Origin of the sequence: Anoxybacillus sp. PDR2, assembly GCF_009834045.1 — a bacterium.
Classification (GTDB): domain Bacteria; phylum Bacillota; class Bacilli; order Bacillales; family Anoxybacillaceae; genus Anoxybacteroides; species Anoxybacteroides rupiense.
The window spans coordinates 905,453-927,890 of record NZ_CP047158.1; the positions used below are offsets into that span (position 1 = coordinate 905,453).

Consider the following 22,438-nt stretch of genomic DNA (forward strand, 5'->3'; position numbering starts at 1 on the left):
TGGTTAGTGGGATGAGGGCAAGTCATCGACTTGTTATTTCGTCATGCACGTATGTGATGGAGGCGAATTGTATTCTTATTGCTGATGGTCAAAAACATCAATCACTTTCTTTTTCGATAGTTGCTGCATCTTTGCGTTAGTATGAGGCCGTTTTTTAATAATGTTTGATCAAGTATATATAAAACCGTCATCGCTTGTGCTTGAGCGTTTCCTTGATGACGAGGCCTTGCTTTTGCTGAGTGAATATGTGCCAATGAAAGCGTAAGCTAGTTGTGACGGGTGATGATTGAATTAGAAAATCACGGATTCAAGTGCGAATGGGCAGGATGAGCACTATTTGTGATAGTGTATGTGAGGACATTCTTTATCGGAAATATGGCAAAAGCCTATTTTATAAGAAAAATTGCCATTATAACAGCAAATAAAAAACCAGGTTTACCACCTGGCTGCATACAATTATTCGTCTTCTTTGTCCGCGAAATGACTCTTATTTTCCGAAACAGGAAAATCAAGAGAAAGGATGTCGCTGCTTTTAACACATATAATCTGGCCGCCGTCCTTATAAAATGGATCGATTAATAAGGAAACTTCTTCCGTCTGTTCGTTAAATGACTGGAAGAGGGCGTTATAATAGGTTTGGCCGGCAGTATGAACGTTAAGCTCTGTTCCTGGCGGCAAGCCGACTAATTGCTGCTTTGCTTCATTGGCGACTGGTGAGACTGCATGGCTTTTCTTTGTTTTTTTCTTTAATAGCTGCGGATGAATGAATACCCGATACATGCTCTGTCACTCCCTTGTGGACGATAGTAAAAATAGCTAGTGACATTATATGACTGAAAGGGAAAAACGGTTTAGACCAACGCCTAATGCGGCTTGCTCTGATATTCGAGATGAAAAGAGAACTTAAATAAAAAGCCCCTCTGTTGATGGAAAACAGAGGGGATCATAGGTTAATAATAATATGATTTAATGACGCCAGCCCGCGCGGTATTTCATTGCAGTAAACGAAGCCGTTTACGACAACGGAGCGGATATCTTCTATTTGGTTAATTCTCATTTCGAAGTGGGAAAAGCGCAGTTCTTCATTTGGCATCAGCTTTTTCATATGGGTCGGCTTCAGCCAGTATTCTCCCTCTTTGATTTTCTCTTTCCAATCCTCGTAGGCAAATGTCCATTCCAACATGGTTTCATTCGATGCGTCAGAAGCATGAGAGTCAGCCGGAAGAGGCTTCGTTGCGATTTTACCGCTAAGTTCACCTGCTCTTTTTGGGGAAGAGCGGATGCAAACAATCAAATTACTTAGTGGTTCATTTCCAATATTTTGAATAACAAAATCGCCAATGACAATGATTTCTTCTTCGCTTGTTTCAGGAAGAAGGAGCGAGTAGGCAAAAAAGGCTTGGGCTTTCGTCACCGCAGGAACCGTTTTTTCTTCATGTTCGGTATACTTCAATTGCTTTAGATGCTGAATTTGCCGTTCAGCCTCTTCAAGGGCTACCTCGTACGATAACATTTGCTGTTCGAGCTGAGCGATCTTTTTTTCGTAAGGCTCAATATGCGTCGTTTCAGTCAAATGAAGCTTGTCGAGCAAATATTCATTGCGGAGTTTTTCTTTTTGCAGCTCTGTTTCGAGCGCTTTTAACTGAGTTTCATATTTAGCAATTTCTGAACGGTAATGGATAATTTTTTGCTGCAATTGAATTTGGTGGTTCGGGGGGTTTTGTCCCATGATCTCCACCCTCCTTAACAGGCTGAATACGTCAAACGAGTCCTTGGTTCGACAGGCATTTCGAATCCGTCATAATGGATTCATTTGTACTCTTGATATATATATATGAAAAAAGAAAATGAATACGACTGTATAAGTTGTAATAGAATGCCACAAGGATGTTTCCAAGGCTGGCTTACTTAAAGTCTTATAAAAATCAAAAGGGGAAGCTTCACCTTATATGATCGTGGATCCAAACATTCTCCCTGTTTTTCCTGCTGTGAATCTGCAAATAAAAAAGGCTGTTGTATGGAGCAACAGCCTAACTCGCAAAGAGATTTAATGACTTGGGAATACTTCAGGACATTGAGGCGGGAAGTTATCAGTAGGGCAAAGTGTTGCTTCCAAAATTTCTTCACGTGGTCTGCAAAAACGACCTTCTACCTCAATTTTCACATCCGCTTCAATTTGCACTTCTAAGCACAATGTGATGGAAACATCTAATTGTGAAAAGTTGTTTGTGCAGATCAAGCTGGCATCGCATTCGAAGAAGGAAATATGGCAGTCAAGCGATGTTCCTTCAGGAGCGCATAAAATAAAGGTTTGGGCAGTAGCAAACGGAATAGGGGCTGATTCGCCGACAATATGTCCGTTCGCATTTAAAATTTGTACAACAACGTGCCCTTTCACAAGCACTTTCACTTTTTGCAATGTGACTTGATCCCCAGATGGCAGAGTAACATTGACAGGCTGCCGGCCATTGGATTGGATGATTTCTTGGCAGATAAGCGCATCGTTATCCACTACAGGATCGATTCGGTTTCCATCCTCGTCGGATAAGAAGCAGCGGATCATGAAATCTTGAGCGTTCAAATCATTGGAAGCCAAGAAATCACAAATGTTTTTATGATGTCGCGGGCAGCGATCTTCTGGAAAGACGGCTTCTAATTCATCATCGTTAAAGCTTCTTAGCGGTACATCGACCTGGCGAGTAACCCAGTCATACACTTTGCGAGTTTTAATACATACTTTTTCTTTATGATGAGAGTGACTCATAACTCTTTCCTCCTATTTAAAGTTTTCTCCGCTGTAATGAATGAAATAAATCGTAGCGGAGGTTACGACTACTGTATACTATGAAAAAGCTGGGTAAATGTGCCGTGATAAAAGCGGAAATTTCATTTTTTTGGTCTAAAAGGAAAACGGGTTGAATTTGTATGTATTAGAATCACATGATTTTTTAAGGAGGAGAATAGCGGTGAACTCAAAACCACAAGAGGATGTTATGGTATTGAAGCAAAAAATGGCGGATTTGCAGTCCAAACTGGCGCAATATGAAGCGCAGCGAAACGATTCTAACGCGCTCAAGCTGGAAAATAAACGACTCACAGAGGAACTGGAAAGGGCAGAAGCTAAAGTAAGAGAGTTAACAAAGCAAATAGAAGAAGTGGTGGCTGAAAATATCATTTTAAAAGAGCTTGCTTGGCAAAGTGAAAAACGGTACGAAGAGTTAACGAAACTTAAGCAAGAAAAAGAAGAGCTGGAACGGCGTTTAGCACAATCCAAAATCCATTTTCCAACAGAGGAAGGAGAGAATTGGTTTTTCCACACGCTGCGACAACAAAATGCGATTATCAAAAGAAAGGAAAAAAATGATTCTCCTCCATCTTCAGCTCCTTTTTCCTTTAGTGAAGGAACGGAAGAAAAATAAAGTTTGCCTGGTACCAACGCTCTGCTGCCTTCATAGAATAGTAACAACCCAACACTTGGAGGTCATAGAGCGATGAAAGGGAAAAAGCCGATTGTTATCAATGGGTCGAAATCCTATTCGATCCACTCATCATCTAAAGGAAAAAAATCTGGTGGATGCGGATGTGGAAAGACGATTAGAAAAAAATGAACGAAGCTGCAAGGATTATCGGAAAGATCATCCTTTTTTATGAAAAACGCCTATACCATAAGCGTGACAGTTGCATAGTCTAACAATGCAAAAAGCTTAAATTACAAGGGAGGAAGCGAAGATGTCCGAAAATAAAAAGCCTCGTGTCATCCACGTTGATAAATTAATTATCCACGCTGATGATGTCATTATTTCTCCAAAGGGCCGCATCCACGATCCGTGGTTCTCGCCGCCGCGCCATGTAGAGAGTGGCGAGATGGAAGCGGAGGAAACGCATAAAGACCATCATTCAGAAGAGAATGATGGCGACGAAAACAGAAGACCTTTTTCATGGTTTTAATTGAATAAGTGAAAATGGAGCTGAGGAGAAATGGAACGATTTAAAAACTATGGGCTTTGGGTAGCGCTTGGCTCGTTTATTTTACTGGCGTTGCAAACATTCGGAGTGGATCTTGATTTAGGAAAATACGAACAGCTGTATGAAACGTTGCTAGGAATTTTGGTTGTAGCCGGAATCATCAATAATCCGTCAATTGGGCGTGGTTATTTGGACAAAACCGATAAAAAAGAATGAACAACATTCTGCCTCTATAGTAAAGAGGCAGTTTTTTATTTCAGAAAAAAATGGAAGTTATATTTTTGTTACAAAAACCCATTCTAACAGTGTAATCAAAATTTTTAGGAGGTTGTGCACGTGACAGTAGCATCTCAAGTAAAGCAAACGCTTGCCGGATTAAAATCAGCTCAAGCAAGCTTCGAAACATTTGCACTTCAAACCGAGAATAAAGCGGCAAAACAGCTTTATCAGCAAGCAGCTCAACAAACGCAAGCCATTGTTGATTTAGTGAACGCCCGTGTTCAAGAGATCCAAAAAGAAGAGCCGCAATATAATCAATAAAGCTGTGGCAGGCGTTTTTTGTTTCCGCAACAAAGGTTAGCACGCCTGCAAGGATTAAAAGGTTGGTTAAGCACCAACCTTTTTTCAAACGAAATACATAGATGAATGGGTTGATGAAGAATGATGAAAAAGGTGACATTATTACTGATTTGTAGCCTCTTTATCGTTGGTTGCGCAAGAGAGCCAGAAGTGAAGGACCAATCGCTCCAAGGAAGAAATATGATTCGATTAAATATGGATGGAACAGCGTATTCGGCAACGATGGACCAGTCTGCCGCTCAACAAGCGGTGAACGATATCAAGCAAAAACAAGCGATTCGCGATGCAGTGGCCGTCAATACGAAAAATAAACTGTTCCTTGCTTATCAAGTCAAACACATGGAGCGTTTTCATAAAAAACAAATCGAAAAAGAGGTGCAGAAGCAGCTGAAAGAACGATTTCCACAGCATCAAGTCGTAATCTCCAGCGATTTAAAGCTGTTTTGGAAGACGAACGAGCTGAAAAAGCAGCTGCAAAAAACGCGAATGGGAGAACGCAAGCTGAATGAAGAAATCGAAAAACTGAAGAAACTGAGCGAAGAGACCGCATAATCCAAAGGGGTGAACGAGATGGCAGATGAGAAACGGAAAAATTTAACGGCGGTACAGCAGGATTATCAAGCATTTGCAAAAGAACGGGAAACGAAGCGTCCAGTGTTGAAAAATTGTATTCGCGCTTTTTTCATAGGCGGGTTGATTTGTGTAATCGGCCAGGCCGTTTCTTATTTTTATATGTATTTTTTTGATTTTACTGAACAAACAGCCGGCAATCCGACCGTGGCAACGATGGTCTTTTTGTCGATGATTTTAACTGGATTTGGTATTTATGACCGAATCGCTCAATTCGCTGGAGCTGGAACAGCCGTACCGGTAACGGGATTTGGAAATGCCGTCATTTCCGCAGCGATTGAACATCGGACAGAAGGATTTGTTTTAGGAGTCGGCTCCAACATGTTTAAGCTGGCGGGTTCTGTCATTTTATTTGGCACCTTTGCTGCTTTTGTCATTGCCTTAATTAAAACGATTGCCGTGAAATGGGGTGGGCTCGGATGATGAAAGGGCATCGCACCTGGATATTTGAGAACAAGCCTGCCATTGTTGCCGCAGCGGCAGTCGGAGGGCCATTTGAAGCAAACGGACGCATTGCCGATGATTTTGATTTGCTGCATGAAGACCTTTGGCTCGGGGAAGAATCATACGAGAAGGCTCATAAAGTGCTGCTGGAAGAAGCCTTTTTTAAAGCTATGGAAAAAGGCAACATTACAAAAGAACATATACAATTTATCATTGCCGGTGATCTCATTAACCAAATGACACCGTCCAACTTTGCGGCCAAAACAATCGGCGCCCCTTATATTGGCGTGTTTGGAGCCTGCTCTACTTCAATGGAAGGGCTTGCGCTTGGAGCCTTTATTGTGAATCATGGCGGAGCGCAATATGTTTTAACGGGCGCGTCAAGCCATAATACAGCAGTAGAAAAGCAATTTCGCTACCCTACTGAATACGGCGGACAAAAACCGCCGACGGCTCAATGGACGGTAACAGGGGCCGGGGCAGCGCTAATCAGCAGCAGCGGAGCCGGACCCCGTATCGTTGCTGCGACAATGGGCCGCGTGGTGGATATGGGATTAACGGATCCGTTTAACATGGGAGGAGCGATGGCGCCCGCTGCCGTTGATACGATTGAAGCGCATCTGCGCGATATGCAAATGGACAGCTCGGATTACGACTTAATTGTAACTGGAGACTTAGGAAAAATTGGACGGCAAGTGTCGCTCGATTTATTGCGGGAGCATGGATTGAATCTTGATGAAGAAAAATACCAAGATTGCGGCTTGCTGATTTATCGTGAAGGTCAGCCCGTATTATCGGGAGCGAGCGGTGCGGGGTGCTCGGCAGCTGTTGTATATGGACATTTGCTCAATCGCATGAAGCGAGGAGAATTGAAAAGAATCCTCGTCGTAGCAACAGGAGCCTTATTATCGCCGTTATCGTTTCAGCAAGGTGAAACGATTCCATGTATCGCGCATGCAGTCGCGATTGAATATGGAGGGGATGAAGAATGATGGGAATGTTTTTTTGGGCGTTTGTTGTTGGTGGGATCATTTGTGTGATTGGTCAAATTATGATGGATGTGTTTAAGCTGACCCCAGCTCATACATTAAGCATTCTTGTAGTCGCTGGTGCGGTTTTGGATGGCTTTGGCTTATATGAGCCATTAATTGATTTTGCCGGAGCTGGCGCCACCATTCCGATTACAAGCTTTGGGAATGCTCTCGTTCATGGAGCGCTTCAAGAAGGGGAACAGCACGGCATTATTGGTGTATTAACGGGCATGTTTGAGGTCACAAGCGCAGGAATTTCAGCCGCGATCGTCTTTGGATTTATTGGTGCGTTATTGTTTCGCCCAAAAGGATAAGGAGGAAAGCTATGACTGTTGCTTCACAAGTTAAGCAAAGCTTGGCCAGCCTAAAAAGTATTCGCGCTTCTTTTCAGCAATTCGCTCTTTCTTCAAGGGATGAACAGGCGCAGCGAACATTTCATGAGGCGATGATGAAAACAGAGGAAATCATTGCTGATTTAAAGCAGCGCATTAGCCAATTAGAGCGAGAAGAACCACAATATCATGGAAAGTAAGGAGCATGATCAATGCCAATATGGTTAGAAGCATCGATACGATCCGCTTCCATTTTGATCGGATTGTTTATCATTACAAGAATGTTAGGAAAAAAACAATTATCGAAGCTGTCTTTTTTTGAATATATTGTCGGGATTACGGTCGGCGATATTGCGGCAGCTATGTCGGTCGACCTCAGTATTAATCTAAGGGAAGGAATCCCCAGCATTTTAATATGGTCTTTAGTTCCTGTTGCCGTCTCGTATATTTCATTGAAAAATAAAAAGTTCCGCGATTTTGTCGAAGGGAATTCAACGGTTTTCATTAAAAACGGAAAAGTATTAGAAGATAACTTGAAAAAGGAAAAATACACGATTGATGAATTGATGGAGCAGCTGCGAAAAAAAGACGTATTTCGTTTGGCAGACGTCGAATTTGCCGTATTAGAACCGAATGGAGATTTAAACGTTTTATTGAAAAGGGAAAAACAGCCTCTAGCGGTTGGCGATGTCTTTCCAAATGCTCCAAACGAAAAAGAACCGCAGACGGTGATTATGGATGGAAAAATTCTAGACGAACCGCTCTCAACTGCCGGATTAAATCGCAGATGGCTCCAAATGGAGTTAGAGAAGCAAGGGGTAACGTTGGAAAATGTTTTTATTGCCCAAGTGGATTCATACGGCCAGCTAACCGTCGATTTATATGATGATAAAATTCAAATACCGGAAGCGTCAGAAAAGCAACTGCTACTGGCGGCTCTGAAAAAGGTCGAGGCAGATTTTGAGATCTTTGCTTTAGAGACAAAAGCAGAGGAAGCGAAGGCGATGTATCAGAAAAATGCGGAAAAAATTCGTAATCTGTTGGCAAAAGTAGAGCCGTTATTAAAAAATTAAAAGGGAGTGGCCTGAATGAAGAAAAAAGTGACAACAACAGATGAGGATATAAAAATATCGTTAAAGAAAAAAGAGACGGAACAGCCCGCTTATACGACCGATGAAGAAATCGACATTAAATGGACATACAACGACGAGCATGTGACGCCTCATCCAAAGGAGTATGAAGAGATTGACTACTAGGATCTTGTAAAAAGGGTGCCCGATTTAGCAAAACCTCGGGACACCCTTTTTAAGTAGATTGAAACGCTATTTTTTGGCGATGTAGTTGCATAATGCGTGCGGTCTCGGAAAGAGCGAGGGAAAACGAATGAATTCCACTGGCTTATTCCGCTTTATTTAGAGAAAACGGATCGTAAAAATTCTTTTACTTCCTCAGGCGTTTTAGCATTAGCGCTGTGAAGATGAGCCGTTTTTTCGCCTTTTTGAAACACAAGCAAGCTAGGAATGCCCATTACCTGGTATTTTTCAGCAAGCTCTGGCACATGATCACGATTGATTTGAAACCAATCGTATTGTGAATATTCATTGACAATATCAGCGATGAACATATCCATGCGCACACAATCAGGACACCATGTTGTATAAAATTTGACAATAACCGGCTGTTCCCCGGAAATGACCTCTTGGAATTGATCAATGGTTTGCAACTCTTTCAACCGAAATTCCTCCTTATTCACATGTTGAATTCATCCGCTTCTACTTTATCATATTTCGTTTGTAAAAAAGAATCGATATGTCTTATCACAGGTGTTGATAATATAACAGATGTGTTGATGATCCAATAAAATTGACATTGCTTGACCCTATTGGAGTCCATATAGCCTATTATGATGATAGGCAGGTTTATAAATATGGAGAGGTATCCACACTACTTATGCGTCATGCTCAACAAACAGAAAATTGAACCTATTATCATTTCAAAAGAAGAATCCCCGTTTTTCCCACAACCGAAGGCAAGTCAGTGCTTCTTTCCGCTCTCAAAACATCCTTACTTTTATGCCAATTTTTTAATCTTCCGAATTTATCGCGCACATTGTTTGGCTTTTTGCATAAATAATCTGATAGAAAGGCGGTGAAGGGATGAGCGAAAAATTTGAAAAAGCATTGCGGGATATCGCCAAATCTAAGCATGAAGGACATGACCAATTTATTAAACGATTTGAAAAGTGGGGACAGGAATTTGAACAAAAAATAAAGGAAATTGAAAAAATGAACGGCCAATTTTTAAAAGATATTGAAGGAAATATCGGTTATATCAATAGCTGGTTTGGGAAAAAAGGAAAACAAATGGAGCGAATTTTCCGGAATTTTAAATCATAAGCGCCCATACCGTTTTCGTCATTCCTGCATACGATAGAACTACCAACATGCAAGGAGGTGCAACGCAATGTTTGGATATTGTGGATACGGTGGTTATGGTGGTTATGGCTACGGCGGCGGCGGTTATGGTTACGGTTCTACATTCGTGTTAATCGTCGTGTTGTTTATTTTGTTAATTATCGTGGGTGCGGCGTTTGTAGGTTAATGAACCGAAGGTACGGGCTGGTTGAGAAAAGAGCAGCTCGTACTTTTTCTTTGAATGGATGCACTTCTTATTCGTTTTTTCATACGATGTAATAGTAAAAGGGAGGATGGAAAGATGGATAACCAATTTTTTAAAAACGTTGAAAAGAAAACAGGCGTGAATATGAAAGATATATTTGAACTGGCTAATTCATTACAAAACGCAAACTTTAAAGATGAGCAAACAGTGCGCGGGGTTGTAAAGCGAGTAGCGCAAATCGCTAATCGAAAAGTGCCGAAAGAATTAGAAGACCAAATTGTGAAGATGATCACCAAAAACGGTAAACAACTAGATTTTAATACCATTGCGAATATGCTGAACAACAACAAAAAGTAACGAGGAGGGAGTCTCTATACGGGAGCTCCCTCGGTCGTTTGCCGAACCAATTCTTTTAAAAAGCGTGATGGCTGAGCGGTTTTCATTCGTCTATGTGCTGGAACAGATAGATGAAGTGAACGTTTCGCTCTTGTAATCGCAACGTATAGGAGACGTCGCTCTTCCTCTAAGGGAAGCGGGTCTCCATTGCGATTTGCTTCCATGGCATAGTCATGTGGAATACTTCCTTCCACTGCTCCCAACACGTATACATACGGATATTCCAATCCTTTGGCCCGATGAATCGTCGAGAGCTGAATGGCGTTTGGGGCTGTCTTTTGCTTGGGCAGCTGTCTGGCAGCTTCCATCATCGTGTCCACATGTTTGAGAAACGCGGGAACGGTTTTAAACTTTTTGGCTACTACCTTTACATCCCGAATATCATCGCTCCCCTTTTCAATCACATTGCCTTCATTTCCTCGTTTTTTAAGAAACTCTGAAAATCCCATTTCCGTCTCAATCATCTCAATCGCCTCAATTGGCTTCAACTTCGCTAAGCTTTTGAAGAAAGGAAAAATGTTTTTTAATTTTTTTCTTTGAAATGGATAAATCGACGATAAGCTTGTTAAAGCCTTCAAAAGCGAACAATCTTCAAGAATGCTTACGGCCTTTATTTCTTGAAGAAGCGACTGCTTTAAAAAGAGAGACACAAGCAGATCGTTGATGGCTTCTTCATGATTGGGATCCAGACTAAGCCGCAAATAAGCAAGTAAATAACGAACAAAGCGGCGTTGATAAAAAGATTCGCCGTCCTGCTCCACAACAAAAGGAAGTCCGGCCTGCACGAGACGTTCAAAAATCGCACGCGATGTGGTATGAGTACGATAGAGGATGGCAAAATCGCTAGGTTTAGCTCCGTGCTGAAGCCGTTCTTTAATATCCTCCACTACCATTGTCGCCTCTTCTTCTTCATCATACGGAAAAAAGAAAAGCACGGGTTCATCATCGGCAAATTGCGCCCTCATTTGTTTGCTGCGTCGGAAGCGATTTCGCGAAATGACAGTGTTGGCGACTTCTATGATATGATGGGACGAACGATAATTTTCAGTAAGGGCAACGACTTTCGCTTCAGGATAGTGACGATCAAATTCTAAAATGAACGAGGGATCAGAACCGCGAAATGAATAAATCGCTTGGTCATCGTCGCCGACGGCGCAAAGATTTCTCGTATGAGCACATAGCATATTGATAATGTCGTATTGCACGCGGTTAATATCTTGAAATTCATCGATTAAGAAATAACGAAACCGATCCTGGTAGCGCGCAAGCAAAGAAGGCTGCTCCGTTAGCATTTCGTAGCACCCTAACAGCATATCATCGAAGTCGAATAATCCTCGTTCCTGCTTCATCTCCTCGTAGCGTTTATACAAATAAAGAACTCGCTCTTCCCATTGGCCGCTGCTTCGAACACGTTCCACAGTGGCAAGTGTGTTTTTCCAATAAGAGATTTGTTGTAGCGCTTGATCATAGGCAAATTCGCGTTCATCTAAATCAAGCTCGCGTCCCGCTTCTTTTATCATTTGTTCCTTCTGCCATTCCCATTTTAGCAGACGGCTCGAATGCCAGCGCTGTGGATGGAAATGGACAAGCATGCGGTAAAAAATGCTGTGAAATGTGCCAGCTACAAGCCGGGATAAGATTGCTTGATTCATATTTTGATATGTAAGAAGCCGCGCTTTCATTTCATTTGCTGCTTTTGCCGTAAATGTTACAAGCATGATCGCAGAAGGAGGGATGTTTCGCTCCCCGATCATATAAGCTGTTCGTGCTGTTAGTACACGTGTTTTTCCGCTCCCGGCTCCCGCTAATACAAGCAGCGGTCCTTCAATTGTTTGCACCGCTTGCAGCTGGGAGGCGTCTAAAGGAAGCGATGCAATGGCCGGCGCCTGCTGCTCGCTTGGGATTGGTTGGGTTTTCAAAAAAGGTGACGCAGCCTGATAAGCGAGCGGTTTTCGCCATTCTGGATGTTCGAATGGTTTGATTGCAGAGGAAGGGGAGCAAACGTGTCTCTCCTCATGGTAAAAATGTGGCTGTTGTTGAATGCCTAAATATAGTTGAACTGGATCGCCGCATATCGTACAGGTAATCTGTCCGCGCAAGGCGGCCTCATATAACGCTTCATATTTTTCTCTGGGCAGTGACGCAAGCCGCAGCGTTTTTCCTTTATAAACTGCTTTATCCATTATCGAAAGCTCCTTTTTGTCTTTTGCGAACGTCAATGTTTATCTTAACAAAACATAAGATGAGAAAAAAAGGATTTGTTTGTGGAGGAGCGAATTTAAATAAACAAGGAGGAATCCAATATGTATACAGTGGGATTTCCATATGACGCCTTTTTTTATTATGCGAATCGACCTGGACGAACGCATTCGGGGGTGCCGGCGGCATTTCCGATTACAGCATGTAGCCGAATAGCGGAGCAAAACAACGCGGCTACTTATCAGCGTTCCCGATCTAGGCGTCCCGACAAAGAAAAACAAACAGCCGCTGCTCGGTTTGAAGCAGAGCTGACAGGCAAAGGACAACGGTTAAATCAATCCATTTAAGCTGGAGGAGTTTCATGAAGCTGATTCGTATTAACCATCATTGCCATTATTTTCAAGGAGCTGTGAATATTGGCTATGTTTGCGATGGAGAGGTAGGAATTTTGATTGATGCGGGGCTTGATCAAGGAGCGATGAGAAAGGTATTGAATCAATTGGATCAGGAACGTCTGCCGCTTACCCACCTTCTTATCACTCATGCTCACGCGGATCATTACGGAGGAGCGGCGTATTTGCAAAACAAGCGAAACATTTATACGATGGCTCCTGTTTTAGAAGAAGCGATTTTGCGCAATCCAATGCTTGAACCGATCTATTTGTTTCAAGGAAATTGGCCGACGCTGGATATGCGAAATAAGTTTTTGGAAGGAGAAGCGATACGGATTGATGAGGTAGTGAGCGAAGGAGTATGGGACATTCAAGGCATCTCGATCAACAGCATCGCTTTGCCAGGACATAGCTATTATCAGCTGGGCTATCAGATTCACGATGTGCTGTATGCGGGCGATGCCTTTTTTGGACGAGAAACATTACAAAAGCATAAAATCCCTTATCTTGTGGATGCCGATCAAACGCTGCAAACCCTTAAATGTCTGCTTGAATGGCCTGTAAAGCGCGCCGTTCCTGGGCATGGGGCCTATGAAGAAGATGCTGAGGAGCTAATTCGCCAGAATATCGCTTGGCATCAGCGCGTACTCGAAAGCATGGAGGATGTGATCAAAAACGCGCCAGACGGATTGAGCCATGAACAATTGGTTCGCGAAATGTGTACGCGCTGGGAGATCGAGACAAGCCGCCTTTCTTCATGGGTGCTATATCGCACCGCTATAACCGGCTACTTGTTAAAGCTGGTCAAGGATGAAAAAGCTGTGCTTTCCATTCAGCGGCATGCATTGTGGATTGCGCCTTATGAAAAAAGGACCGTATGATGATTACGGTCCCAATGGTTGTAGACAACGTCCATGTTGACGTTGTCTACAACCATTTTTATATCCTTTATTGATGGTGATGGTTTCACATCGGACTCGCTTGAAAATGATTGGCAGACAAGGAGCGTAGACGAGCAAAGACGAGAAGCGAATGAAAGCGTTCATAAGCGGACTGACGCAGTTTGAAGGACCGTATGATCATACGGTCCTAGAGTGTTTTTATCATCGTCACATGCGGAATGCCTGCATCCATAAATACGCCGGAAACGGTTTCATAGCCGAGCTTTTGATAAAAAGGTTCAGCGTGTGTTTGCGCATTCAATTTCGCCTGCAGTAAACCGCTTTCTCTGGCAAATTTCTCGATGCGCTCCATAATCAGGCGACCGGCTCCTTTGTTGCGATAATGGGGCAAAATGCAAATGCGCTCCATTTTGCCGATGCCATCCCCGATCATGCGGAGCCTTCCCGCTCCCACCGGCTGGTTTTGTGCGTAAAGAACGAAATGCACGGAGTCTTCTTCAAAAAAATCGATTTCCTCTTCTTCAGGAACGCCCTGCTCCTCAATAAATACTTTTCTCCGCACAAAAAGAGCGTCGCTGTACAGCTCTTGATCGTCTTTTCTGCCGAATGCCACTTCCATGCTATTCTCGGTCCTTTCCAAGCAGGAAGGTTTCATACACAGTCCAAGCGCCATCCTCCAGCTGATAAAGCAAATGGAAGCGATCGGCTGTTTCTTCAAAATGCACCGTTTGCATTTTAAGCCGCCCAAATACATCAAAATACTCAGCGTCCGATAAATTGCGGCCAATCGTAATATGCGGGACAAACGTATAATCAGATTGGTCTGTAAGAACACCGCTGTGCAATTTTTTATAAAGCTCCTGAAGCGTCTCGTTTGGCTCCACTTTTAAATAAATGACGTTGTTCACCGGATAAAACGAGCTGAATTTTGTAATTTTTAACGGAATTACATCGGTTTCCGCAGCAATTTGGCGAAGCGTTTTAATAATCGTTTGCGCTTGAATGTCGTCCGCTTCGAATACGTTTTTCAGCGTGATATGCGGCGGAATGAGTGCGTAATGGCTATCATAGCGTTTTCGGTATGAATTCGCAAAATCCTGTATCTGTTTTGATGGAAAAAGAGCAATCCCGTATTTCAACTCAATCCCTCCCTATATTGCGGTATTATTTAATTATAACAAAATTTTGAAAAATATTATAGTGTAACATTGCGCTAAAGAGAGAGAATATGTTCAAGCGCTTTCGGAAGATCAGGCTGCCAATACGTCCACGCATGATCGCCTGCAAATTCCTCGTATTGATAAGAAAAACCCTTTTGGACAAAAAGATCATGTGCCTGCCGATTCGGTGTCACAAAATCTTCAATGTTGCCGTTTGTCGTTTTTACCGCTGTTTCCTCGCTGCCGATTGAGTGATAGACATGGAGCAGATGCGGATCAGAAAAATGCTCCATTTTCTCGATGATCGCTTCATTGATGTACGGCGATTGCATCGCGATTTTTCCAAACGTATGCGGATATGTAAGACCAGCTAGCAGCGAAACGGTTCCACCTAAGGAATCGCCGATTAAGGCGCGGCCCATTCCCATTTGATAGGTAGGAAACTCTTGATCTAAATAAGGCACAAGCTCCGTCGTTAAAAATTTCAGATAAGCGGCATGCTGTTTGCCGTTTGGATGATATTTTTCGTAGCGGTCATGGACATCTTTATATGGAATGCCGACGACGATCGTACGGTCAATTTTTTGTTCCTCCATCAGTTTCTCAATCACGCGCCCGACTTTTCCAAACATGAAATAATCTTTTCCATCTTGGGCGATTAAAAGAGAATATTTATAAAGTGGAGAAAAGGTGCTTGGCACATAAATCAACAGTTTTACTTCCTCATCGAGTTCCCGGCTGTAAATCGTTTGTTCATTGACTACTCCTTTTTGTATCATCATTGCTTGCATCCTCCATCATAAAATAAAGGTTCATCAATATTGTAACATATTTTCGACAAAGTATGTCATGCTCAAGCATTTATATAACTGCCGCTTCACAATGGGACCGATAGGCAATTCAGCACTCAAATGGTCTGAAAGCGGTGTTGCCCCGGCTTTTGTCCCCCAAAAAACGCGCTCGAACAACAGGATGCTTACAGCTCCATCGATTATGTGGATCGCTTACCTGCTCATTTGAATGTGAATACGTCAAGTGAGAGCGATCGAGAAGGTGTTTGGCTGTCTTTGTCAAACTTATGATTACAAAAGCGGTTTTATGGGGACGGAAGGGGGAGCGACAGGTGGAGAATGTGATTTTTCAGCATCAAATTTTAGAGGCGGTCATTAATAACGCTTATGAATGGATTGTTGTGGTAGATGAGAAAGGGAACATTATTTATATGAATAAAAATTATTGTGAATTTTTGGAGAGGAAACAAGAAGAGGTAATCGGAAAGCATGTGACAGAGGTCATTGAAAATACGCGAATGCATATTGTAGTCAAGACAGGGAAAGAAGAGATCGCTGATTTGCACTACATTAAGGGAAATTATATGATTGCGAACCGCATTCCCATCGTGGTGGACGGAAGGGTTATTGGCGCGGTGGGTACGGTCATTTTTCGAGACACAAATGAATGGAAGCGAATGAATAGCCATATTAAAAGTTTGTTGTTGCAGCTGCAAACCTATTTTCAAGAATGGACGGAAAACAATGGAGCGAAATATACGCTGACGGATTTAATATCGTGTTCAAAGCAAATGGAAGAATTAAAGGAAAAAGTCAAACGAATTGCTGATAGCGATATTTCTGTGCTCATCCGCGGGGAAAGCGGCACCGGCAAAGAATTGTTCGCCCACAGCATCCATCAGCTTAGCAGCAGAAGCCAAAAACCGTTTGTTAAAGTCAATTGCGGCGCCATTCCCGAGCATTTATTGGAATCCGAGTTATTTGGTTATGAGGAAGGAGCCTTCACAGGCGCGAAAAAGGGCGGAAAGAAAGGCAAATTTCAGCTCGCTGACGGCGGCACCATTTTTCTTGACGAAATTGGCGATTTGCCGTTGCATATGCAAGTCAAGCTGCTGCGCGTGCTGCAGGAAAAAGAAATGGAGCCGATCGGCTCGACAAAGACGATATCTGTCGATGTCCGCATCATTGCCGCCACCAATCGACCATTAGAAAAAATGGTAGAGGAAAAACGATTTCGCGAAGATCTTTATTATCGAATTAATGTGATTCCATTTGTGATTCCGCCTCTGCGCGAACGGCCAGAGGATATCGAAATGCTCGCTTATCATTTTATGAAAAAAATCGCCAAGCGATCAGGGAAAAGAGTGAATGCAATCAGCGCAGAGGTCATGAAACTGCTGCGACAGCATGTGTGGCCGGGGAATATTCGTGAATTAGAAAATGTCATGGAGGTGGCGGTTCATTTTGCCAATGGCGAAACGATTACAGTGGATGCCCTTCCGGAATATTTGAAAGCGAATTCATCTTATCAAATGAAAGGAAAAACACTAAAAGAACTGCTGGAGGAAACAGAAAAAGCGGCGATTCAACAAAGCCTGCAGCGCTGCGGCCATGATAAACAAAAAGCCGCGAAAGAACTGGGCATCAGCAAATCAGCCATGTATGAAAAAATCAAAAAATACGGTTTGTCATAATGTAAAGATTCCGCTTTTTCGGAAATCATTCCGGGAAAGCGGAATCTTTTCGTCATATTGGGATGTATATCTTGTCCTTTTTAAGTAAGGTGCTGTTTAACTGCAAGCGCCATCGGCTCAAGTCGCTTCGTCCCGCACTGCGGCGGCCATAGCCTCCTCGGCGGGCGCTTTATGCTTTTCTAATTGCCGTGATTCAAATGCTGACGAAAAAGCTTCCAGAGGAACGGAATGGAAAGGACAGGAGGACCATTAAACGGTTTTCGTTTCATTCCTTTTTATTGGCATGTTTTTTGCAATAAAAAGCAAGTGAACCACTCTAAAAAGGAGGGGAGAAAAGAAGGAGAGGTCAATTGGTGCCGAAATGTCGATGGGGAAACGCATCGCTTTTACCTTTTTCTGCGTGAAACTGTAAGCCGTTGACAGCTGTTGTGTTGGAGACAAACATAGGGGGTGCTGAGGAAATGTGGAGTATGATCGGTCTCATTGGGGGATTGGCTTTATTAATTTATTTGACCATGAGAGGGATGAATTTATTTATTGCCGCGCCGTTATGCGCCCTTTTGGTGGCGGTGCTGGGCGGATTGGCCCTTTTCCCGCAGCAGGTTGGCGAGGGGGAAGCCAGCTTTGTCGGAAATTATATGGCGGGATTTTCTAGCTTTATTCAATCGTGGTATTTAATGTTTTTACTTGGCGCCATTTTTGGAAAAGTCATGGAGGATAGCGGAGCGGCAGAAAGTGTAGCACAATGGATTGTCGCAAAGCTTGGCATGAAGCGGACGGTTTTGGCGGTTGTAATTGCCTGCGCCGTACTGACATACGGCGGTGTCAGCCTATTTGTCGTAGCGTTCTCCGTTTATCCGATGGCTGTCAGCTTATTTAAACAAGCGAATTTGCCGCGGCGTTTTATTCCGGGGGCATTAGCGTTTGGGTCCGTGACGTTTTCGATGACATCAGCTGGCTCGCCGGAAATTCAAAACTGGATTCCCATTGAGTATTTAAAAACATCGCCGTATGCAGGTTGGGAAGTTAGCATCATTGTCTCCATTTTCATGGCGATTTTCGGGTATTGGTGGTTAAAGCGCATGGTGATGAAAGCGGTTGCAAAAGGAGAGAAATTTGTAGCAAGAGAGGGAGATCCACTGGACGGTACAAGGGAATTGCCGCCTCCTATTTTGGGGTTTATTCCGCTTCTTGTCGTGTTGGTGATTGCTTTTGTTTTCCATCATTCGTTGCAGCAATCGGCATTAATTGTGGCGCTTCTTGGCGGAGTCATTGCGGTATATGCTCTCAATCGCCGCTATTTTCAAAACTTTAGCGGGGCTGTTTCTGAGGGAACTTTAGGCGCATTGATCGCGCTTGGAAATACGGCGGCCGTCGTCGGGTTTGGCGGTGTGGCGAAAGCCGTTCCAGCGTTTACGGATGCCGTGCACGCGATTACCAGTATTCCAGGAAGTCCATTAATTGGCAGCGCTATCGCTGTCAGTGTCATCGCTGGCCTAACCGGCTCGTCATCAGGAGGCCAGGCTATTGCTCTTCCGTTGCTCGCTCCGCATTATTTGGATATGGGAGTCCATCCTGAAGCGCTGCATCGGGTGGTCGCGATTTCGTCAGGAGCTTTGGATTCTTTGCCGCATAATGGCTATGTCGTGACGACGATTCGAGCGATTTGCGGTGAAACGCACCGCGAGGCATATGGCGCGGTTGGGGCTTTAACGGTTATTGTACCTGCTCTTGGGACGATTCTGGCGATTATTCTTTTCTCATTAGGACTAGGGATATGAACGAGGAGGAATGAAAAATGGTAGACGATCAAGTATTGTTCATAACAGGAGCGGCGCAAGGAATCGGCTTTGAAATCGCCAAATGCTTTGCTGAGCATGGCGCGAAAGTCGTTCTTAGTGATATCAATGAAAGGGCTGTCCAAAAAGCAGCCGAATCGTTATGTGCACAAGGCTGGGATGCATGGGGACTGAAGTGTGATGTAACAAAAGAAGAGGAAATCAAACAAATGTTGGCTCAAACCGTTGCTCGTTATGGCCGGATTGACATTTTAGTGAATAACGCTGGGCTGCAGCATGTGGCGCCGATTGAAGAATTTCCTTCCGAATCGTTTGAAAAACTGATTCGCGTCATGCTTATCGCGCCGTTTTTGGCGATAAAGCATATATTCCCCATCATGAAGCAGCAGCGTTATGGCCGGATTATCAATATGGCCTCGATTAACGGTTTGGTCGGCTTTGCCTGCAAAGCGGCGTATAATAGCGCGAAGCATGGGGTCATTGGCCTAACCAAAGTAGCTGCTCTAGAAGGAGCCGCTCACGGTATTACAGTGAACGCTTTATGCCCGGGATATGTCGATACGCCGCTTGTACGCAACCAGCTGGCCGATTTGGCCGCAGCACGCCACGTGCCGCTTGAGCATGTATTAGAGGAAGTCATTTATCCGCTTGTGCCGCAGCAGCGCCTGCTGTCAACGAAAGAAGTGGCCGATTATGCGCTCTTTTTAGCAAGCGAAAAAGCAAAGGGAATTACCGGGCAGGCCGTTGTGATCGATGGAGGATATACCGCGCAGTAAAAAAAAGCTTGCAAATTATCAGAAAATCATGTAAATTGATAGAAAATCAGAAAATTCCATATCGTCGTTCATTCTTATCAAGAGAAGCGGAGGGAACTGGCCCAGTGAAGCTTCAGCAACCAGCCGATATCGGTCAGGTGCTAAATCCAGCGAATTGGTTTCAATTCGAAAGATAAGAAGAAGCGCTTTTGTTGATCTGTAAAAGTCTTCTTCTTAAAGAAGGCTTTTTTTATTGGAGGAAAGGAAGGAGAAAAAAGGATGGAAAAAGTAGAAACCTTACTGGCGCAGATTGGCAACAGAAGCGAGAAGCTGACAGGAACCGTCAATCCGCCTGTCTATTTTTCCACCGCTTATCGCCATGAGGGAATTGGCCAATCAACAGGATTTGATTACATCCGTACCGGAAACCCGACGCGCAAAATCGTAGAAGAAGCCATTGCTAAACTGGAGGGAGGAGATCAAGGGTATGCATTCAGTTCGGGAATGGCGGCGATTCAGACGGTGCTTTCCCTGTTTGAAAGCGGTGATGAATTTTTAGTGTCTGCCGATTTATATGGAGGAACGTATCGGCTATTTGAAAGAGGCTGGAGAAAGTACGGCTTAGCGTTTCATTATGTTGACTTTCGCGACATACAATTAGTGGAGAAATCGATTTCGAAAAACACAAAGGCGATTTTTTTAGAAACGCCGACAAACCCGCTTATGCAGGAGACAGACATCGACGAGGTGGCGAAACTGGCCAAACGCCACGGGCTGCTTTTGATTGTGGATAATACGTTTTATACGCCTGTGATCCAGCAGCCGATTCGCCACGGAGCGGATCTCGTCATCCATAGCGCAACAAAATATTTAGGAGGCCATAATGATGTGCTCGCTGGTCTCGTCGTCGTAAAGGGTGAGCCTCTTTGTCAGCGGCTGGCCGAGTATCACAACGCAATCGGCGCGGTCCTGTCGCCATTTGATTCATGGCTGTTGATTCGCGGCATGAAAACACTGGCGCTGCGAATGAGGCAGCATGAAGAAAATGCGCGGAGAATCAGCGAATTTTTGGCATCACACGAAGCGGTCACGGATGTGCTGTATCCAGGAAGAGGAGGCATGCTGTCCTTCCGCCTGCGTGAAGAGCGGTGGGTCAACCGCTTTTTGCAAAGCTTAAACGTCATTACATTCGCTGAAAGCTTAGGAGGAGTTGAAAGCTTTATTACATACCCGGCGACGCAGACACATGCCGATATCCCTGAAGAGATTCGGATTGCCAATGGGGTATGCAACCGCTTATTGCGCTTTTCTGTAGGCATTGAGCATGTGGAGGATTTAATCGCTGATTTGTCGCAGGCCTTGGAAAATATGAAAGAGGTGTAGCGCAATGGAAAAATCATTTTCATTTCAAACCAACTTATTGCATAACAAATGGAAAGTGGATGAGCAGACAGGAGCGGTCAGCGTGCCCATTCAGCACGCTTCGACGTTCCATCAAGCGGATTTTGATGTGTTTGGAAAGTATGATTATAGCCGATCTGGAAATCCGACGCGCGAGGCGCTTGAAGAGACGATAGCGGAGCTGGAAGGAGGAATCCGCGGCTTTGCCTTCTCTTCGGGAATGGCGGCGATTTCGACCGCGTTTTTGCTGCTTTCCAAAGGGGATCATGTGCTCGTGACCGAAGATGTATACGGCGGAACGTACCGAATGATTACCGAAGTATTAAGCCGTTTTGGCATCGAGTACACGTTTGTCGATATGACGGATTTGCATGCAGTCGCTTCCCACATTCGGCCAAATACAAAAGTGATTTATGTAGAAACCCCTTCCAACCCGCTATTAAAAATTACGGATATTCGCGGCATTGTGAAGCTGGCAAAAGCGAACGGTTGTTTAACCTTTTTAGACAATACGTTTATGACTCCGGCATTGCAGCGGCCGCTTGAGCTCGGCGTCGATGTTGTGTTGCATAGCGCGACAAAATTTTTATCAGGACATAGCGATGTGGTGGCCGGGTTAGCGGTTGTCAAAGATCGCGAGCTGGCCGAGCGGCTGTATAAGCTGCAAAATGCCTTTGGCGCCATATTGGGAGTGCAAGATGCTTGGCTCGTTCTGCGCGGCTTAAAAACCCTTCACGTCCGTTTACAGCAATCAAGCCAAGCGGCGCTGAAAATCGCTTCGTTTTTAGCGAAGCACCCAAAGGTAGAGGAAGTGTACTATCCAGGACTTTCTTATCATCCGGGACATTCGGTACAACGGTACCAAGCAGAGGGATTTGGCGCGGTGCTTTCGTTTCGCTTAGCAGATGAAGCGGCCGTCCGTACGTTTGTCAAGCATGTCCAAATTCCGGTGTTTGCCGTCAGCTTAGGAGCGGTCGAATCGATCTTATCGTATCCGGCTAAAATGTCGCATGCGGCGATGCCAAAAGAGGAAAGAGAACAAAGAGGAATTACAGATGGCTTGCTGCGCTTAAGTGTCGGATTGGAGGCCGCAGAAGACTTGATTGCCGACTTTGAACAAGGATTGTCCTATGTCAGCGCGAAAGAAAGTTTGGCTCGATCATTCTAAAAGCCAACGTCCGCTTTTTCTTAGGTTAAGAGCATGCGAGAAGGTAGCCTCTTTCAATTGAATATGGACCACCGCCTGTGGAAAATAGACCTTTCTAAACATGTGCTGTTGCATGAAGGAAGGTCTATTTTTTTATTATTCGGCAGACGACCCATCGTTGTCCCGACCGGAGACAAGCGT

The 22,438-nt window shown here is 44.0% G+C and carries 29 protein-coding genes and 1 riboswitch; of the genes, 21 read left to right on the forward strand and 8 right to left on the reverse strand.

Features of this window, described 5'->3' with window-relative positions:
- Positions 1–456: 456 nt before the first annotated feature.
- The 3 genes from GRQ40_RS04385 to GRQ40_RS04395 all read right to left on the reverse strand — a co-directional run bounded on the left by GRQ40_RS04385 (position 457) and on the right by GRQ40_RS04395 (position 2,764).
- The gene (locus tag GRQ40_RS04385; protein WP_052660982.1) at positions 457–780 is read right to left on the reverse strand and encodes a hypothetical protein; all 324 of its coding nucleotides are present in this window, start codon (positions 778–780) and stop codon (positions 457–459) included.
- Between the two features lie 163 nt (positions 781–943).
- Positions 944–1,729 (reverse strand): intermediate filament family protein, encoded by a 786-nt coding sequence (locus tag GRQ40_RS04390; protein ID WP_159719443.1) that lies wholly within the window; start codon positions 1,727–1,729, stop codon positions 944–946.
- Positions 1,730–2,047: 318 nt separating this feature from the next.
- Positions 2,048–2,764, reverse strand: coding sequence for a BMQ_0737 family morphogenetic spore coat protein (locus tag GRQ40_RS04395; protein ID WP_044744169.1), 717 nt, complete (start codon positions 2,762–2,764; stop codon positions 2,048–2,050).
- 202 nt (positions 2,765–2,966) lie between these two features.
- On the opposite strand from GRQ40_RS04395, the gene GRQ40_RS04400 reads away from it, so the two are divergent.
- The 11 genes from GRQ40_RS04400 to GRQ40_RS18275 all read left to right on the forward strand — a co-directional run bounded on the left by GRQ40_RS04400 (position 2,967) and on the right by GRQ40_RS18275 (position 8,238).
- Positions 2,967–3,419: a GAS domain-containing protein gene (locus GRQ40_RS04400; protein WP_066148332.1), complete on the forward strand. Its 453-nt coding sequence runs from the start codon at positions 2,967–2,969 to the stop codon at positions 3,417–3,419.
- Between the two features lie 310 nt (positions 3,420–3,729).
- On the forward strand, positions 3,730–3,948 hold the full coding sequence (locus tag GRQ40_RS04405) for a hypothetical protein (protein WP_080860637.1): 219 nt from the start codon (positions 3,730–3,732) through the stop codon (positions 3,946–3,948).
- 30 nt (positions 3,949–3,978) lie between these two features.
- Complete coding sequence (locus tag GRQ40_RS04410; protein ID WP_044744171.1) at positions 3,979–4,182, forward strand: phage holin family protein; 204 nt, start codon at positions 3,979–3,981, stop codon at positions 4,180–4,182.
- Positions 4,183–4,302: 120 nt separating this feature from the next.
- Positions 4,303–4,506 carry a DUF1657 domain-containing protein gene (locus GRQ40_RS04415; RefSeq protein ID WP_044744172.1) on the forward strand — a complete coding sequence of 68 codons (204 nt, stop codon included), beginning with the start codon at positions 4,303–4,305 and terminating at the stop codon, positions 4,504–4,506.
- A gap of 120 nt (positions 4,507–4,626) precedes the next feature.
- Complete coding sequence (locus GRQ40_RS04420; protein ID WP_159719444.1) at positions 4,627–5,097, forward strand: YhcN/YlaJ family sporulation lipoprotein; 471 nt, start codon at positions 4,627–4,629, stop codon at positions 5,095–5,097.
- Positions 5,098–5,115: 18 nt separating this feature from the next.
- The gene (spoVAC, locus tag GRQ40_RS04425) at positions 5,116–5,598 is read left to right on the forward strand and encodes a stage V sporulation protein AC (protein WP_159719445.1); all 483 of its coding nucleotides are present in this window, start codon (positions 5,116–5,118) and stop codon (positions 5,596–5,598) included.
- Positions 5,595–6,611 carry a stage V sporulation protein AD gene (gene spoVAD / locus GRQ40_RS04430; protein WP_066148338.1) on the forward strand — a complete coding sequence of 339 codons (1,017 nt, stop codon included), beginning with the start codon at positions 5,595–5,597 and terminating at the stop codon, positions 6,609–6,611. Before spoVAC ends, spoVAD begins: the two co-directional genes overlap by 4 nt.
- Positions 6,608–6,964: a stage V sporulation protein AE gene (gene spoVAE / locus GRQ40_RS04435; protein WP_044744175.1), complete on the forward strand. Its 357-nt coding sequence runs from the start codon at positions 6,608–6,610 to the stop codon at positions 6,962–6,964. Before spoVAD ends, spoVAE begins: the two co-directional genes overlap by 4 nt.
- 11 nt (positions 6,965–6,975) lie before the next feature.
- Positions 6,976–7,182 carry a DUF1657 domain-containing protein gene (locus GRQ40_RS04440; protein ID WP_044744176.1) on the forward strand — a complete coding sequence of 69 codons (207 nt, stop codon included), beginning with the start codon at positions 6,976–6,978 and terminating at the stop codon, positions 7,180–7,182.
- Between the two features lie 12 nt (positions 7,183–7,194).
- Positions 7,195–8,055, forward strand: a complete 861-nt coding sequence (locus GRQ40_RS04445) for a DUF421 domain-containing protein (protein ID WP_066148340.1) — start codon at positions 7,195–7,197, stop codon at positions 8,053–8,055.
- 15 nt (positions 8,056–8,070) lie between these two features.
- Positions 8,071–8,238, forward strand: a complete 168-nt coding sequence (locus GRQ40_RS18275; RefSeq protein WP_172798647.1) for a hypothetical protein — start codon at positions 8,071–8,073, stop codon at positions 8,236–8,238.
- A gap of 152 nt (positions 8,239–8,390) precedes the next feature.
- On the opposite strand, the gene GRQ40_RS04450 is transcribed toward GRQ40_RS18275, so the two are convergent.
- A complete protein-coding gene (locus tag GRQ40_RS04450; RefSeq protein ID WP_304440073.1) occupies positions 8,391–8,735 on the reverse strand; it encodes a thioredoxin family protein in 345 nt (114 codons plus the stop codon).
- A 403-nt stretch (positions 8,736–9,138) separates the two neighbouring features.
- Here GRQ40_RS04450 and GRQ40_RS04455 point away from each other — a divergent pair, with 403 nt between their 5' ends.
- From GRQ40_RS04455 to GRQ40_RS04465, 3 genes are all read left to right on the forward strand, one after another.
- Complete coding sequence (locus GRQ40_RS04455; RefSeq protein ID WP_044744179.1) at positions 9,139–9,378, forward strand: hypothetical protein; 240 nt, start codon at positions 9,139–9,141, stop codon at positions 9,376–9,378.
- Between the two features lie 67 nt (positions 9,379–9,445).
- Positions 9,446–9,583: a YjcZ family sporulation protein gene (locus tag GRQ40_RS04460; RefSeq protein WP_080860649.1), complete on the forward strand. Its 138-nt coding sequence runs from the start codon at positions 9,446–9,448 to the stop codon at positions 9,581–9,583.
- A 114-nt stretch (positions 9,584–9,697) separates the two neighbouring features.
- Positions 9,698–9,958 (forward strand): sporulation-specific transcription regulator SpoVIF, encoded by a 261-nt coding sequence (locus tag GRQ40_RS04465; RefSeq protein WP_044744180.1) that lies wholly within the window; start codon positions 9,698–9,700, stop codon positions 9,956–9,958.
- Positions 9,959–9,972: 14 nt separating this feature from the next.
- Here the strand turns inward: GRQ40_RS04465 and GRQ40_RS04470 are convergent, their stop codons facing one another.
- Positions 9,973–12,180, reverse strand: a complete 2,208-nt coding sequence (locus GRQ40_RS04470; RefSeq protein WP_159719446.1) for a UvrD-helicase domain-containing protein — start codon at positions 12,178–12,180, stop codon at positions 9,973–9,975.
- Positions 12,181–12,300: 120 nt separating this feature from the next.
- On the opposite strand from GRQ40_RS04470, the gene GRQ40_RS04475 reads away from it, so the two are divergent.
- Together GRQ40_RS04475 and GRQ40_RS04480 are read left to right on the forward strand one after the other, a co-directional pair.
- On the forward strand, positions 12,301–12,543 hold the full coding sequence (locus tag GRQ40_RS04475) for a hypothetical protein (protein ID WP_080860654.1): 243 nt from the start codon (positions 12,301–12,303) through the stop codon (positions 12,541–12,543).
- Between the two features lie 14 nt (positions 12,544–12,557).
- Positions 12,558–13,469, forward strand: coding sequence for an MBL fold metallo-hydrolase (locus GRQ40_RS04480; RefSeq protein WP_159719447.1), 912 nt, complete (start codon positions 12,558–12,560; stop codon positions 13,467–13,469).
- A 208-nt stretch (positions 13,470–13,677) separates the two neighbouring features.
- Here the strand turns inward: GRQ40_RS04480 and GRQ40_RS04485 are convergent, their stop codons facing one another.
- The 3 genes from GRQ40_RS04485 to GRQ40_RS04495 form a co-directional block, all read right to left on the reverse strand.
- Positions 13,678–14,109, reverse strand: coding sequence for a GNAT family N-acetyltransferase (locus tag GRQ40_RS04485; RefSeq protein ID WP_066148344.1), 432 nt, complete (start codon positions 14,107–14,109; stop codon positions 13,678–13,680).
- A gap of 1 nt (position 14,110) precedes the next feature.
- Positions 14,111–14,629, reverse strand: a complete 519-nt coding sequence (locus GRQ40_RS04490; RefSeq protein ID WP_044744185.1) for a YjcG family protein — start codon at positions 14,627–14,629, stop codon at positions 14,111–14,113.
- 74 nt (positions 14,630–14,703) lie between these two features.
- Positions 14,704–15,432: an alpha/beta hydrolase gene (locus GRQ40_RS04495; RefSeq protein WP_080860656.1), complete on the reverse strand. Its 729-nt coding sequence runs from the start codon at positions 15,430–15,432 to the stop codon at positions 14,704–14,706.
- Between the two features lie 350 nt (positions 15,433–15,782).
- Here GRQ40_RS04495 and GRQ40_RS04500 point away from each other — a divergent pair, with 350 nt between their 5' ends.
- From GRQ40_RS04500 to metC, 5 genes are all read left to right on the forward strand, one after another.
- Positions 15,783–17,135, forward strand: a complete 1,353-nt coding sequence (locus GRQ40_RS04500) for a sigma-54 interaction domain-containing protein (RefSeq protein ID WP_159720756.1) — start codon at positions 15,783–15,785, stop codon at positions 17,133–17,135.
- Positions 17,136–17,596: 461 nt separating this feature from the next.
- Entirely contained in the window at positions 17,597–18,916 is a 1,320-nt protein-coding gene (locus GRQ40_RS04505; protein WP_044744189.1) for a GntP family permease, read from the forward strand.
- Positions 18,917–18,933: 17 nt separating this feature from the next.
- Positions 18,934–19,710, forward strand: a complete 777-nt coding sequence (locus GRQ40_RS04510; protein WP_159719448.1) for a 3-hydroxybutyrate dehydrogenase — start codon at positions 18,934–18,936, stop codon at positions 19,708–19,710.
- A 71-nt stretch (positions 19,711–19,781) separates the two neighbouring features.
- Positions 19,782–19,889: riboswitch (SAM riboswitch) on the forward strand.
- Between the two features lie 79 nt (positions 19,890–19,968).
- Positions 19,969–21,072, forward strand: coding sequence for a methionine biosynthesis PLP-dependent protein (locus tag GRQ40_RS04515; protein WP_159719449.1), 1,104 nt, complete (start codon positions 19,969–19,971; stop codon positions 21,070–21,072).
- A 4-nt stretch (positions 21,073–21,076) separates the two neighbouring features.
- Positions 21,077–22,258, forward strand: a complete 1,182-nt coding sequence (gene metC / locus GRQ40_RS04520; protein WP_159719450.1) for a cystathionine beta-lyase — start codon at positions 21,077–21,079, stop codon at positions 22,256–22,258.
- Positions 22,259–22,438 lie beyond the last annotated feature (180 nt).